Origin of the sequence: Faecalibacterium sp. AF28-13AC, from assembly GCF_003478405.1 — a bacterium.
GTDB lineage: Bacteria > Bacillota > Clostridia > Oscillospirales > Ruminococcaceae > Faecalibacterium > Faecalibacterium prausnitzii_E.
This window is the reverse complement of sequence record NZ_QUFG01000016.1, coordinates 1-12480: the sequence shown is the minus strand read 5'-3', so window position 1 is coordinate 12480 and position 12480 is coordinate 1. Positions and strand designations below refer to the sequence as shown.

The window sequence follows — 12480 nt, the reverse complement described above, 5'->3', positions numbered from 1 at the left end:
AAACAGCTCGATTGAACGGATATCAGTTGTTTTTGCAGGTCTCTTTTTCGCAGACCAGGCTCCATTCACAAAAAAACAGAGCTTACATGGCCAACTCTAATTGTAGCATGTAAGCTCTGTTTATGCAAGTCTTCCTGCGGCTCAGAACTTCTTCTCCAGCCGCTCGCGGATGGCGCGGATGAAGCCGAGGCTGTCCACGGGGGTGGGGGTGATGCCTTCGGCAAGGCTGCACAGGTCTTTGGTCATGATGCCGTCGTTGAGGGTCTGGAGGCTGGCGGCTTCCAGGGCCTCGCCGAAGCGGACGAGGTCGGGCAGGCTGTCGAGCTCGCCGCGCTTTTTCAGAGCACCGCTCCAGGCGAAGATGGTGGCCATGGGGTTGGTGGAAGTGGCCTCGCCCTTGAGGTACTTGTAGTAGTGGCGGGTGACGGTGCCGTGGGCGGCTTCGAACTCGAACTTGCCGTCCGGGCTGACGAGAACGCTGGTCATCATGGCCAGAGAGCCGAAGGCGGTGGAGACCATGTCGCTCATGACGTCGCCGTCGTAGTTCTTGCAGGCCCAGACGAAGCCGCCCTCGCTGCGGATGACGCGGGCCACGATGTCGTCGATGAGGCTGTAGAAATATTCCAGACCGGCGGCCTCGAACCGGGCCTTGTATTCGGTGTCGTAGACCTCCTGGAAGATGTCCTTGAAGGTGTGGTCGTATTTCTTGGAGATGGTATCCTTGGCGCCGAACCAGAGGTCCTGCTTCTGGTCCAGCGCGTAGTTGAAGCAGCTGCGGGCGAAGCTGCGGATGGAGCTGTCCTTGTTGTACTGGCCCTGCAGGACGCCGCCGCACTCGAAGTCGTAGACGGTGGCGGACTGCTGGGTGCCGTCCGCGCCGGTGAAGCGCAGCTCCGCTTTGCCGGGGCCGGGGATGCGGAACTCGGTGGCCTTGTAGACGTCGCCGTAGGCATGGCGGGCGATGGTGATGGGCTTCTTCCAGTACTTGACGGCGGGCTTGATGCTGTCGATCATAATGGGCGCACGGAAGACCGTGCCGTCCAGCGCAGCGCGGATGGTGCCGTTGGGGCTCTTCCACATCTCATGGAGCTTGTACTCCTCCACCCGCTGGGCGTTGGGGGTGATGGTGGCGCACTTGACGGCCACGCCGTATTTCTTGTTGGCCTCGGCGGCGTCGAGGGTCACCTGGTCGCGGGTGGCGTCACGGTTGGGCAGGCCGAGGTCATAATACTCGGTCTTGAGGTCTACGAACGGCAGGATGAGCTCGTCCTTGATGAACTGCCAGAGCACACGGGTCATCTCGTCGCCGTCCATCTCCACCAGCGGGGTCGTCATCTTGATCTTTTCCATAGTTCTTTCCCTTTCCTCTCGATCATAACAGACGGATATCTTCGACCCCGGCGGCATTGCCAGATGTACGCCGGGGAAGTCGGTTCATTTGCGGTAGGATGCCGCCAGCTTTTCCAGTGCGGGCAGGCTGCGTTCGACCTTTTCGGTGTCGATGCAGTAGGCCAGGCGCACATAGCCTTTGACGCCGAAGCTGTTGCTGGGGACGAGCAGCAGGTCGTAGGCGCGGGCCCGCAGGCAGAAGGCGTTGGCGTCCTCTTCCAACGCCTTCGGGAAGATGTAGAACGTGCCGCCGGGGCGCTCGACCTCGAAACCGAGGGCCTTGAGCTTGTCGTACAGCAGGTTCATGTTGGTCTCGTAGACGGACAGGTCGCTGGTGACGTTCAGGCAGCGGCTGACGGCCCGCTGGATGATGCTGGGCGGGCAGTTGTGGCCGGTGAAGCGGGAGATCTGGGCCATCATGTCCACGAGAAGGTCTTCGCCCTCGCAGCCGGGGCGGACCGCCACATACCCCAGACGCTCGCCCGGCAGGCTCAGGCTCTTGGAGAACGAGAAGCAGGTGAGGGTGTGGGGATAGAAGGCGGCGGGGTAGGGCACCGGTCTGCCGTCGAAGGCGATGTCGCGGTAGGGCTCGTCGCTGACGAGGTAGATGGTGTGGCCGTAGGCCCGGCTCTTTTCGGTCAGCAGCTCGGCCATGCGGGTCAGCGTTTCGGCGGAGTAGACCACGCCGGTGGGATTGTTGGGGGTGTTGATGAGGACGCAGGCGACCTGCTCAGTCAGCATCTCCTCAAAAGCGTCGAGGTTCGGCTGAAAGGCCGGGGCCTGCGGCGGCACGACCTTGAGGCAGGCCCCGGTGCCCGCAACGTAGGGGCCGTATTCCGGGAAGTAGGGGGCGAAGGTCAGCACCTCGTCGCCGGGCCGGGTCACGGCGCGGATGGCATGGGCGATGGCACCGGCGGCACCGGTCGTGGGGAAGATGTCCTTCTGCGCATAGGGCAGGCCGAAGGTCTTGGCCAGGTGGTTTGCCACGGCGGTGCGGAAACCGGGGTCGCCCTGGCTGGGGCAGTAGCCGTGGAGGTCTACCGGCCCTTCGGTCTCCAGCAGGTTCTGCATCGCCTGGGTGAACTGCGGCGGGCAGGGCACACTGGGGTTGCCCAGCGAGTAATCGAAGACGTTCTCATAGCCGATCTCAGCGGCGCGCTGCTTGCCGTACATGAAGGTCTCGCGGATGACGCTCTTGTGCGCCAGCATCCCGCGGTAGGTCTCGTTCAACATAAATACTTCCCCCTGATGATGTTATTTCGGGCTTTGGGGCACAGCGGCATAGCTCTGCTCCAGCTTGATGATGCAGCTGTAGTTCGGGTCCTGCCCGGTGACGAAGCGGCACATCTCGGCCATGACGGCGTCCGTATCGCCGGTGTACCCGGCGGGGAAGGCCAGATCGAACAGGACGTTGGTGTGGGTGTCGCCGGGGACGATGCGCAGGTCGTGGATGGAGAGCTGCGGGTCCAGCTGGCGGAGGTGCTCCGTCAGGCGGGTGCGCAGCACACCGACCTTGGCGTCCGAGGTCACGATGGGGTCGTAGTGGATGGTGACCTGCAGGTTGTCTTTTTTCAGGAAATCCCGCTCGATGTTGTCGATGACGTCATGGGCCGCCAGCGGGTCGCTTTCGGCCGGGAACTCGACGTGGAGCGAAGCGAACTGGTGGCCGGGGCCGTAATCATGGACCATAAGGTCGTGTACGCCCAGCACACCGGGGTAGGACATGACGGTCCGCTCGATGTGCGCCACCAGCTCCGGCGAGGGCGTTTCGCCCAGCAGCGGGCTGAGGGTGTCCATCACGAGGCCCCAGCCGGACCAGAGGATGAACGCGGCCACCGCCACGCCCATGAGGCCGTCGAGGATGTTCCAGCCCGTGGCACTGCACAGGATGGTGGAGAGCAGGACGGCGCTCGTGGTCAGCACGTCGTTGCGGCTGTCGGCAGCGGTGGCGAGCAGCGTCTCGGAGGCGATGCGCTGCCCTACGGTACGGTTGAAGCGGCTCATCCAGAGCTTGACGGCGATGGAAGCGGCCAGCACACCGATGCTGAGCCAGCTGAAGATGACGGGTGTGGGGTGGAGGACTTTCACCACCGATTCCTTGCCCAGCGAAAGGCCGATGGCCAGGATGGTGACGCTGACCACCAGCCCGGCAAGGTATTCGTACCGGGCGTGGCCGTAGGGGTGCTCGGCGTCCGGGGCCTTGGCGGCCAGCCGGAAGCCGATGAGGCTGACGATGTTGGACGAAGCGTCCGACAGGTTGTTCAGGGCATCTGCCATGATGGCGATGGAGCCGAACAGGGTGCCGGCAACCAGTTTGCCGATGCAGAGCAGCAGATTGCAGGCCATGCCGACCAGGCTGGCCAGGTTGCCGTAGGCGGTGCGGACGGCGGGGTCGCGGGTGTCGTCCGAGTCCCGGATAAACAAACGGATCAATAATTGGGTCATGCCAATCTCTCCTGATACGATAAATTTGGCGGCAGAATGATTTGCACCTAGTATAGCATGTTGCTTTCGCGTTGGGAAGCGTTTCGGGATGAAAGCGCGGCTTGTTGCGGCGGCAAAACATGAAATTCGGTCGTGTCTGCCCGGAAACGATGGGATAGAAAACAGCCCCCAGGGCGGCGGAAAGAGGCCGCAGAGGGGGCTGTGGATGCAGGAAAACGCGGGACTCAGATGTTCTTGGCGGAGGGCTTGCTCAGGTTGACGCTGCGGATGATCTTGCGCACAGGCAGGATGCTCTTGGCGTTCATGGAAAGCTCGTCCACACCCATCCGGAGGAAGGTCTCGGTGAGGGCGGTGTCCGCGCCCAGCTCGCCGCAGATGCCGACCCAGATGCCGTGGCGGTGGCCTGCCTCGATGGTCATCTGGATGGCCTTGAGCACAGCCGGGTGGTGCGGATCGAAGAACGGCTCCAGCTTGGCGTTCTGGCGGTCCAGTGCGCAGGTGTACTGGGTCAGGTCGTTGGTGCCGATGGAGAAGAAGTCGCACTCGGCGGCCAGGTCGTCGGCGATGAGGACGGCGGCGGGGGTCTCGATCATGGTGCCGACCTCGATGCTGCTGCTGAACTTTTTGCCCTCAGCGGTCAGCTCCTGCTTGCACTCTTCGAGGACAGCCTTGGCGTCCTGCAGCTCCCGCAGGCTGGAGATCATGGGGAACATGATGCTCATGTTGCCGTAGGCCGAAGCACGGAGCAGAGCCCGCAGCTGGGTCTTGAAGAAGTCCCGGCGGGTCAGGCAGATGCGGATGGCGCGGTAGCCCAGGGCGGGGTTGTCCTCATGGTCGAGCTTCATGTAATCGACGGTCTTGTCGGCACCGATGTCACAGGTGCGGACGACGACCTTCTTGGGGGCCAGGCTCTCCATCACCTGCTTGTAGGCTTCGAACTGGTAGTCCTCGGTGGGGAAGTCCTTGCAGTTCAGGTAGACGAATTCGGTGCGGAACAGGCCCACGCCGCCGGCGTCGTTCTGCTGCACGGCACCCACATCGCTGATGCCGCCGATGTTGGCGAAGACGTTGATGGTCTTGCCGTCCAGCGTGGTGTTGGGCTTGCCCTTGAGCTCGGAGAGGAGGGCGAGCTTCTTCTGGTCTTCCTGCTGACGCTTGGTCAGGCTCTCCAGCAGATCGGGGGTGGGGTCTACATACACGCAGGCGTTGTAGCCGTCCACCACGGCCATCTTGCCGTCCCAGTCGTCCTGGATCTCCTTGCACTGGATCAGGGCGGGGATGTTCATGCTGCGGGCCAGAATGGCGGTGTGGCTGTTGGAGCTGCCCTCGCGGGTGATGAAGCCCAGCAGCAGGCTCTTGTCCATCCGGACCGTCTCGGAGGGGGCCAGATCCTCGGCCACGAGGATGCTGGGCTCTGTGCCCTGCAGCGTGGCGTTGTCCACGCCCTGCAAGATATCCAGCATGGCCTGCGCGATGTCGATGACGTCGGCGCTGCGGGCCTGCAGATACGGGTCGTCCATGGCGGCGAAGACGGCGGCCTGGTTGTCTCCAGCGGTCTTGACGGCGTACTCGGCACACTTGTGCTGGCCGTTGATGATCTCCTTGATGGCGTCCACGAAGTCGTCGTCGTCCAGCATCATGGCATGGATGTTGAACACCTCGGCGATGTCCTCACCGGCCTCGTCCAGCGCCTTTTCGTAAAGGGCGGTCTGCTGGTCGATGGCCTTGGCGCGGGCGTCTTCGAAGCGGGCTTCCTCAGCGGCGGTGTCGGTGACGTCGGCGGCCGAGATGACGGCGTCCTTTTTTTTGTAAAGCTTCAGTTTGCCAATGGCGATCCCGTTCAGGATGCTTTTACCGGTGCCTACCTGCATCGTTCATATCTCCTTCTCATTTCAGATGTGCGAAAAAGCCCCCGCAGGAAGGTCCCGCAAGGGCTTTGGCTCGCTTGTCCTCAGACGTTCTCGGTCAGGAACTGCTGGATGGCTGCGGCTGCAGCCTCCTCGTCCTCGCCCTCGACCTTGACGGTGACGGTCTCGCCCTGCTTGACGCCCATGCCCATCAGAGCCATCAGCTTGCGCAGGTCGCAGGTCTTGCCGTTCTTTTCGAGGGTGGCGGTGCTGGAAAAGCCCTTGACGACCTTGACCAGCAGGCCGGCGGGACGTGCGTGGATGCCGCAGGCATCCTTTACAGTGTACTGAAATTCCTTCATGATCATTTCTCCTTACTGGGTATCCCCTTCATCATGCTCCGGGGCCATCGGCCGCGCCGGAGGCAGCCCAATCCTGCTGCGGGATACACTACCTATATTATAAACCTCATTCGTGGTTTTTTCATTATCCCATTTCGCTGATTTTCATGCAACTTTTTTGGTATAGTTCCACAGAATTTTTGGTGGAAAATTTTCAACGCAGGTTATTCGACGGGATACCCCTCGGCATCCAGCGGAAGGTCGGTGTAGGTGTAGTCCTCGCCGGAAGTCTGCTGTGCCTGCCCGGAAGCCCCCAGCTCCTCGTCGTGTCGTTCGCCCCAGTCGCCGCTGAAGTCCTCGCCGGAAGTCTGCTGGGCCTGGTCGGAAGCTCCCAGCTCTTCGTCGTGTCGTTCGCCCCAGTCGCCGCTGTAATCCTCACCGGAGACCTGCTCGGCCTGCTGCTCTTCGGCCAGGGCGGCGCTCTGGGCGTCCTTGAGGCCGGTCACGGTGCCGGAGGGCTTTTCGAGCAGGTAGGCCCCGATGGCCTTTTTCCGGTAGACCAGCAGTACACCGTACTGGCTCAGGTCGCCCTTGCTGGCGGCGGGGATGAGCGCCGTCCATTTTTCGACGGTCTTCCCCTTGTAGCGGGTCAGGTCCAGCCCGCTCTGCTGCACCACCCCATTGAAGGCGGAGAAGCTGTCGTCCCACTTGCGGGGGATCTTGACCTTATCCGCCGTGATGGATGCGCCGTCCACATCCAGGCCGTAGCCGGTGAACCAGGTCTGGATGTCCTGTGCGCTCTCGATCTTGTTTCCACTGGCCGAGACCGCCACCGTGCGGGTGCTGATGTACCGCCCCAGCAGCGCACTGAACGCCACCAGCGCACAGCACATGGCCCCGATGCCGACCTTCTTCAGACTTGCCTTGTTCAGCGTTACCACAAACATGCCCATGCCTCCCACCCTTGTTTGGTTCTGGAAGCATTGTATGCGCTGCAGCGGCAGGATATACGGCAAGCCGCTATACAAGTCTGTTTTTCTGTGCTAGAATGGGGGCAGAACAGGCCAAAACGCCAGAAAGCGGTGACCACGATGACCAAGACGCAGCATCCTCTGCCGGAATACCCGCGCCCTGCCCTGCGGCGGGACAGTTTCGAATCCCTGAACGGTCTGTGGCAGTTCGCCATCACGAAGTCGGCGCAGCTGCCCCGGCAGTGGGAGGGCGACATCCTTGTGCCCTATTCCCCGGAGACGCGGGCTTCCGGCGTGGGGCGGACCCTTCAGCCCGGCGAGTGGCTCCACTACTACCGCAGCTTTGCCCCGCCTGCCGGTTCCGGGGGCCGGGTGCTGCTCCACTTCGGTGCCGTGGACTACGCCTGCGCCGTGCAGGTCAACGGGCATCTGGTGGGCGGCCACCGGGGTGGCTACTGGCCCTTTACGTTCGACATCACCGAGGCCCTGAACGCCGACCACAACCGCCTGTGGGTGGCTGTGCAGGACCCCACCGGGGCCGGGGTGCAGGCGCGGGGCAAACAGACGCTCCGGCCCGGCGGGATGTTCTACCCGGCCCAGAGCGGCATCTGGCAGACTGTCTGGCTGGAGCGGGTGCCGGACAACTACATCGAGACGCTGACCGTCACCCCGGACTACGACGCCCGGACCGTGACCGTCCGGGCCCGCACGGCAAAGCCCGGTGGGGCGGTGAACCTTTGGGCGGTGGTGCGGGCCGGCGGCGTGACCATCGCAGAGGACTGGGGCAGCGACGAGGCCGACCGGGACGGCGCGGTGACGCTGAACATCCCGGAAGAGCATTTCTTCCCGTGGAGCCCGGACAGCCCCTTCCTCTACGACCTGACCGTCGGTACGACCCAGGGGGAGGAAGAGAACTTCGACACGGTACACAGCTATTTCGCCCTGCGGAAGTGGAGCTGTGCGCCCGATGCAAGGGGTGTGCTGCGCTTCTGCCTGAACGACCGGCCCCTCCTGCTGAACGGTCTGCTCGACCAGGGCTACTGGCCGGAGGGCCTGTATACCCCGCCATCCGACGCGGCAGTGGTGCACGAATTGCAGACCATCAAGGAACTGGGCTTTAATCTGCTGCGCAAACACGCGAAGATCGAGCCGCAGCGGTGGTATTACCACTGCGACAAGCTGGGCCTCATCGTCTGGCAGGACATGGTGAACGGCGGCGAGCCGTACCGGCTGTGGTTCGTGACCTACCTGACCAACGTGCTGCAGCCGCTGCTGCGGAAACTGCCCGACACAGCGGCCCTCCGGGGTCTGCTGAGCCGCCGCAGCGAGGCCAGCCGGGAAGAATACGGCCGGGAGCTGGAAGCAACGGTGGAGGTTCTGCGGGGGCATCCCTGCATCGGCTGCTGGGTACCCTTCAACGAGGGATGGGGGCAGTTCGATGCCGCGCAGGCGGTCGAAACGCTCCGCGCCCTCGACCCCGACCGTCTGGTGGACGAGGCCAGCGGGTGGTATGACCAGGGCGGCGGCGATGTGGACTCCCGCCACAACTATTTCTATCCGCTCCATCTCCGGCCCGGCCGCCGCACCGTTGCCCTCAGCGAATACGGCGGCATCGCCTGGCCGATGCCCGGCCACGAGCCGCCCCGCAGGACCTACGGCTACGGCACGGCAAAGAGCCGCGCCGAGCTGACCGGGCGCTACCGGAAACTGCAATTGGAAACGGTGCTCCCGCAGCTCCGGAACGGGCTGTCGGCACTGGTGTACACCCAGGTCAGCGATGTGGAGGACGAGGTGAACGGCTTGTTCACCTACGACCGACAGGCGATCAAGCCCGACCCGGCCGCCGTCCGCGCGGTGAACGAAGCACTGGAAGCAGAGTTTGAAAAGGTCCTGAAACAGGCATAGAAAAAGCAGACATGCAGCACCGGAAACGGCGGCATGTCTGCTTTTTTGTAAGATCACATCGTGTGGGTCGCAAAGACCTGTTCGTCCTCCCACCACATGGGCTGCCCGGCGGCAAGAGACCGGGGCACATCCAGCAGCCGCTGGTTGGAGCTGCCGCGGAAGCGCAGGGTGATGTCATGCTGAGCCTCCACGAACCGGCCGTCCACGAGGACGTCCAGCAGGGTCAGCAGTTCATCGGTGACTTCACAGCGGGCGGCGCAGGGCTCTGTGCCGGTCAGCTGCTCCCAGGTGTAGCCGGAGTAGCACCAGACTGTTTTATGGGGGTAGAGGGCCTTGAAGTTCCGCACAAAGGGCAGAAGCTCCCGCTGGTTCTCCGGCTCCATGGGTTCGCCGCCCAGCAGGCTCAGCCCGGCGATGTAGTCCGGCTGGCAGGAGGCGAAGATCTCGTTGCGGACGGCCTTGTCGAAGGGCTTGCCGTAGCCGAAATCCCAGGCTACCGCATTGAAGCAGCCGGGGCAGTGATGGCGGCACCCGGAAACGAAGACGCTGGTGCGCACACCGGGGCCGTTGGCGATATCGTAATATTTGATGGTAGCGTAGTTCATGACGGATGAAACCTGAAAGCAGAGCGCGCTGCTTTGCTTTTCCATTTGATGATGCTTTTTGTCGGTTGCCCCCCTATTGGGGGAGCTGGCGCAAAGCGCCTGAGAGGATTACAGGTGCAGGACCCGGTCCTTGATCTCCTGGGTGCGGCCCTGGTTCCAGAACTGGGTGCCGATGTAGCCGCAGGTGCGGCGGGCGACGTTCAGTTTGTTCTGGTCGCGGTTGCCGCACTTGGGGCACTCCCAGACCAGCTTGCCGTCGTCCTCTACGATCCGGATCTCGCCGTCGTAGCCGCAGCACTGGCAGTAATCGGACTTGGTGTTCAACTCCGCATACATGATGTTGTCGTAGATGAACTGAAGCACACTCATGACGGCTTCCAGATTGTCCTGCATGTTGGGCACTTCCACATAGCTGATGGCACCGCCCGGCGAAAGCTTCTGGAACTCGCTCTCGAACTTCAGCTTGGTGAAGGCGTCGATCGTCTCGGAGACATGGACGTGGTAGCTGTTGGTGATATAGTTCTTGTCCGTAATGCCGGGCACGATGCCGAACCGCTTTTGCAGGCACTTGGCGAACTTGTAGGTGGTGGATTCCAGCGGGGTGCCGTAGAGGGAGTAGTCCATGTTCTCGGCCTTCTTCCACTCATTGCACTTGTCGTTCATGTGCTGCATCACACTCAGGGCAAAGGGCTTTGCACCGGCATCGGTGTGGCTGCGGCCGGTCATATACTTGACGCACTCATACAGGCCGGCATACCCCAGGCTGATGGTCGAGTAGCCGCCGAAGAGCAGTTTGTCGATCTTCTCGCCTTTCTTCAGGCGGGCCAGTGCGCCGTACTGCCACAGGATGGGGGCAGCGTCGCTGGGGGTGCCCAGCAGACGCTTATGCCGTGCCTGCAGGGCGCGGTGGCACAGGTCGAGACGCTCATCAAAGATCTTCCAGAACTTGTCAAAGTTTCCGCCGGAGGACAGGGCCACGTCCACCAGGTTGATGGTGACGACGCCCTGATTGAAGCGGCCATAGTATTTGGGTTTTCCGGTCTCCGGGTCCACATAAGGGGTCAGGAAGCTGCGGCAGCCCATGCAGGTGTAGCAGTGGCCTTCGCCGTTTTTGTCCACCTTCAGCTCCAGCATCTTCTTCTCGGAGATATAGTCGGGCACCATCCGCTTGGCGGTGCACTTGGCGGCCAGCTCCGTCAGATAGTAATAGGGAGTGCCGGGGCGGATGTTGTCCTCTTCCAGCACATAGATGAGCTTGGGGAAGGCGGGGGTGATCCAGACGCCGGCCTCGTTCTTGACGCCCTGATAGCGCTGGCGGATGGTCTCCTCGATGATGATGGCAAGATCGGCCTTCTCCTGTGCGTTGCGGGCTTCGCCCAGATACATGAAGACGGTGATGAAGGGGGCCTGACCGTTGGTGGTCATCAGGGTGACGACCTGATACTGGATGGTCTGGACACCGCGGTTGATCTCATTGCGCAGGCGGCGCTCGACGATCTCCTTCTTCCGCTCAGCGGAGACATCCAGACCCTCCATCTCGACCTCGACCTCGTTGGCGATCTTTCGGCGGGAGACGTCCACAAAGGGAGCCAGATGGGTCAGGCTGATGCTCTGGCCGCCGTACTGGTTGGAGGCGACCTGCGCGATGATCTGGGTCGCGATGTTGCAGGCGGTGGAGAAGCTGTGGGGCTTCTCGATATAGGTGCCGGAGATGACAGTGCCGTTCTGGAGCATATCTTCCAGGTTGACCAGGTCGCAGTTGTGCATGTGCTGTGCGAAGTAGTCGGAATCGTGGAAGTGAATCAGGCCCTCCTGATGCGCCTTGACGATCTCCGGGTCCAGCAGCAGGCGGGCGGTCAGGTCTTTGGAGATTTCACCGGCCATGTAGTCGCGCTGCACACTGTTGACGGTGGGGTTCTTGTTGGCGTTCTCCTGCTTGACTTCCTCGTTCTGGCACTCGATCAGGCTCAGGATGCGCTCATCGGTGGTGTTGGTCTGGCGCTTCAGGCTCTGGATATAGCGGTAGGTGATATAATGGCGGGCGATGTCGTGCGCCTTCATGTCCATCAGCTTGTTCTCGACCATATCCTGGATCTCTTCCACGCTGACGGCGCGGTTGAGCGCCTGGCACTGCTCCGTGACGTCGTCGGCGATCTGGTTGATCTGCTCGCGGGTCAGGCGGCTCTTGCCGCCCACGGAATCACTGGCCTTGGTAACAGCGGTGATGATCTTGGTGATATCGAACGGGACCTCGGACCCGTTGCGCTTGATGATCTTCATGGCGTTCCTCCATCTTTCTGTCGCGTTGTGGTTTTCTGCCGCAGTTCAAACGGGCGTCTCCCGGAACAGGAGCCGCCCGCAGATCTTCTGAAATGCGTTCATCGGAATGTGATTCTATGATATCACTATTTAGTGATATGTCAATGGGAAAACCACTACATTTTGTGCTTCGTCGCTTTCGCCAAAAATCCGGGAAGATTTTCGGAGCAAAATTTGAGACCGGAGGGCTTGACAAATCGCACAAGAAAAGTATCTGCATTCCGGGCCGTAATATCCGCCTGTATCTATACGCAGACTCTGTATTATTACATTATATAGGGAGAGAAAGCAGAAAAATAAACTGTTGTATCCATCGTGTCAAAGGAGATGCGAGTTCCACGCGAAAAACTGGTAAAAAAGCCGAACCGAGAAAAAAGGGCAAAAAAGTTGAAAAAAGGGGTTGCCAAACGGGCGGGTGTATGGTATTATACTTGAGCGCCAAGCGCTGAGACAAAAGAATGACTTCTGAAGCCTCAGCTGAGAAGCGAGAGAAAAGAACCAATAGACGCTGAAAGATTCCAGTCAGTTCTGAGAAATCGGAAGCAGTCCAAGTTCAAAATGTTCGAAACGCTTCGAAAAAAGTGCTTGACAAAAAATCGCTTCTGTGATAAAATAATCAAGTCGTCAGCCGGTCGGCTGAGGCGCACAGGACCTTGAA

General features: G+C 61.4%; 9 protein-coding genes. 1 reads left to right on the top strand and 8 read right to left on the bottom strand.

Annotated elements, in window-relative coordinates:
• Positions 1–141 precede the first annotated feature (141 nt).
• The 6 genes from DWY95_RS15810 to DWY95_RS15785 all read right to left on the bottom strand — a co-directional run bounded on the left by DWY95_RS15810 (position 142) and on the right by DWY95_RS15785 (position 6969).
• Entirely contained in the window at positions 142–1350 is a 1209-nt protein-coding gene (locus DWY95_RS15810) for an NADP-dependent isocitrate dehydrogenase (protein WP_118554231.1), read from the bottom strand.
• An 84-nt stretch (positions 1351–1434) separates the two neighbouring features.
• Complete coding sequence (locus DWY95_RS15805; RefSeq protein WP_118554230.1) at positions 1435–2622, bottom strand: pyridoxal phosphate-dependent aminotransferase; 1188 nt, start codon at positions 2620–2622, stop codon at positions 1435–1437.
• 21 nt (positions 2623–2643) lie between these two features.
• A complete protein-coding gene (locus DWY95_RS15800; RefSeq protein WP_118554229.1) occupies positions 2644–3834 on the bottom strand; it encodes a cation diffusion facilitator family transporter in 1191 nt (396 codons plus the stop codon).
• A 224-nt stretch (positions 3835–4058) separates the two neighbouring features.
• Positions 4059–5705, bottom strand: coding sequence for a phosphoenolpyruvate--protein phosphotransferase (gene ptsP / locus DWY95_RS15795; protein ID WP_118554228.1), 1647 nt, complete (start codon positions 5703–5705; stop codon positions 4059–4061).
• 80 nt (positions 5706–5785) lie between these two features.
• Positions 5786–6049, bottom strand: a complete 264-nt coding sequence (locus DWY95_RS15790) for an HPr family phosphocarrier protein (RefSeq protein ID WP_097793011.1) — start codon at positions 6047–6049, stop codon at positions 5786–5788.
• 197 nt (positions 6050–6246) lie between these two features.
• Entirely contained in the window at positions 6247–6969 is a 723-nt protein-coding gene (locus DWY95_RS15785) for a DUF4830 domain-containing protein (RefSeq protein ID WP_097793010.1), read from the bottom strand.
• Between the two features lie 144 nt (positions 6970–7113).
• On the opposite strand from DWY95_RS15785, the gene DWY95_RS15780 reads away from it, so the two are divergent.
• Complete coding sequence (locus tag DWY95_RS15780) at positions 7114–8898, top strand: sugar-binding domain-containing protein (protein ID WP_118554227.1); 1785 nt, start codon at positions 7114–7116, stop codon at positions 8896–8898.
• Between the two features lie 53 nt (positions 8899–8951).
• On the opposite strand, the gene nrdG is transcribed toward DWY95_RS15780, so the two are convergent.
• Positions 8952–9503 carry an anaerobic ribonucleoside-triphosphate reductase activating protein gene (gene nrdG, locus DWY95_RS15775; RefSeq protein WP_118554257.1) on the bottom strand — a complete coding sequence of 184 codons (552 nt, stop codon included), beginning with the start codon at positions 9501–9503 and terminating at the stop codon, positions 8952–8954.
• Positions 9504–9611: 108 nt separating this feature from the next.
• Positions 9612–11783, bottom strand: a complete 2172-nt coding sequence (gene nrdD, locus DWY95_RS15770) for an anaerobic ribonucleoside-triphosphate reductase (protein ID WP_097793008.1) — start codon at positions 11781–11783, stop codon at positions 9612–9614.
• Positions 11784–12480 lie beyond the last annotated feature (697 nt).

What these genes read in the sequence shown, in the direction of transcription:
- DWY95_RS15780 (WP_118554227.1), top strand. Translation starts at nt 7,114, where the DNA reads ATGACCAAGACGCAGCATCCTCTGCCGGAATACCCGCGCCCTGCCCTG.
- DWY95_RS15790 (WP_097793011.1), bottom strand. Translation starts at nt 6,049, where the DNA reads ATGATCATGAAGGAATTTCAGTACACTGTAAAGGATGCCTGCGGCATC.
- nrdG (WP_118554257.1), bottom strand. Translation starts at nt 9,503, where the DNA reads ATGAACTACGCTACCATCAAATATTACGATATCGCCAACGGCCCCGGT.
- DWY95_RS15785 (WP_097793010.1), bottom strand. Translation starts at nt 6,969, where the DNA reads ATGTTTGTGGTAACGCTGAACAAGGCAAGTCTGAAGAAGGTCGGCATC.
- ptsP (WP_118554228.1), bottom strand. Translation starts at nt 5,705, where the DNA reads ATGCAGGTAGGCACCGGTAAAAGCATCCTGAACGGGATCGCCATTGGC.
- DWY95_RS15800 (WP_118554229.1), bottom strand. Translation starts at nt 3,834, where the DNA reads ATGACCCAATTATTGATCCGTTTGTTTATCCGGGACTCGGACGACACC.
- DWY95_RS15805 (WP_118554230.1), bottom strand. Translation starts at nt 2,622, where the DNA reads ATGTTGAACGAGACCTACCGCGGGATGCTGGCGCACAAGAGCGTCATC.
- nrdD (WP_097793008.1), bottom strand. Translation starts at nt 11,783, where the DNA reads ATGAAGATCATCAAGCGCAACGGGTCCGAGGTCCCGTTCGATATCACC.
- DWY95_RS15810 (WP_118554231.1), bottom strand. Translation starts at nt 1,350, where the DNA reads ATGGAAAAGATCAAGATGACGACCCCGCTGGTGGAGATGGACGGCGAC.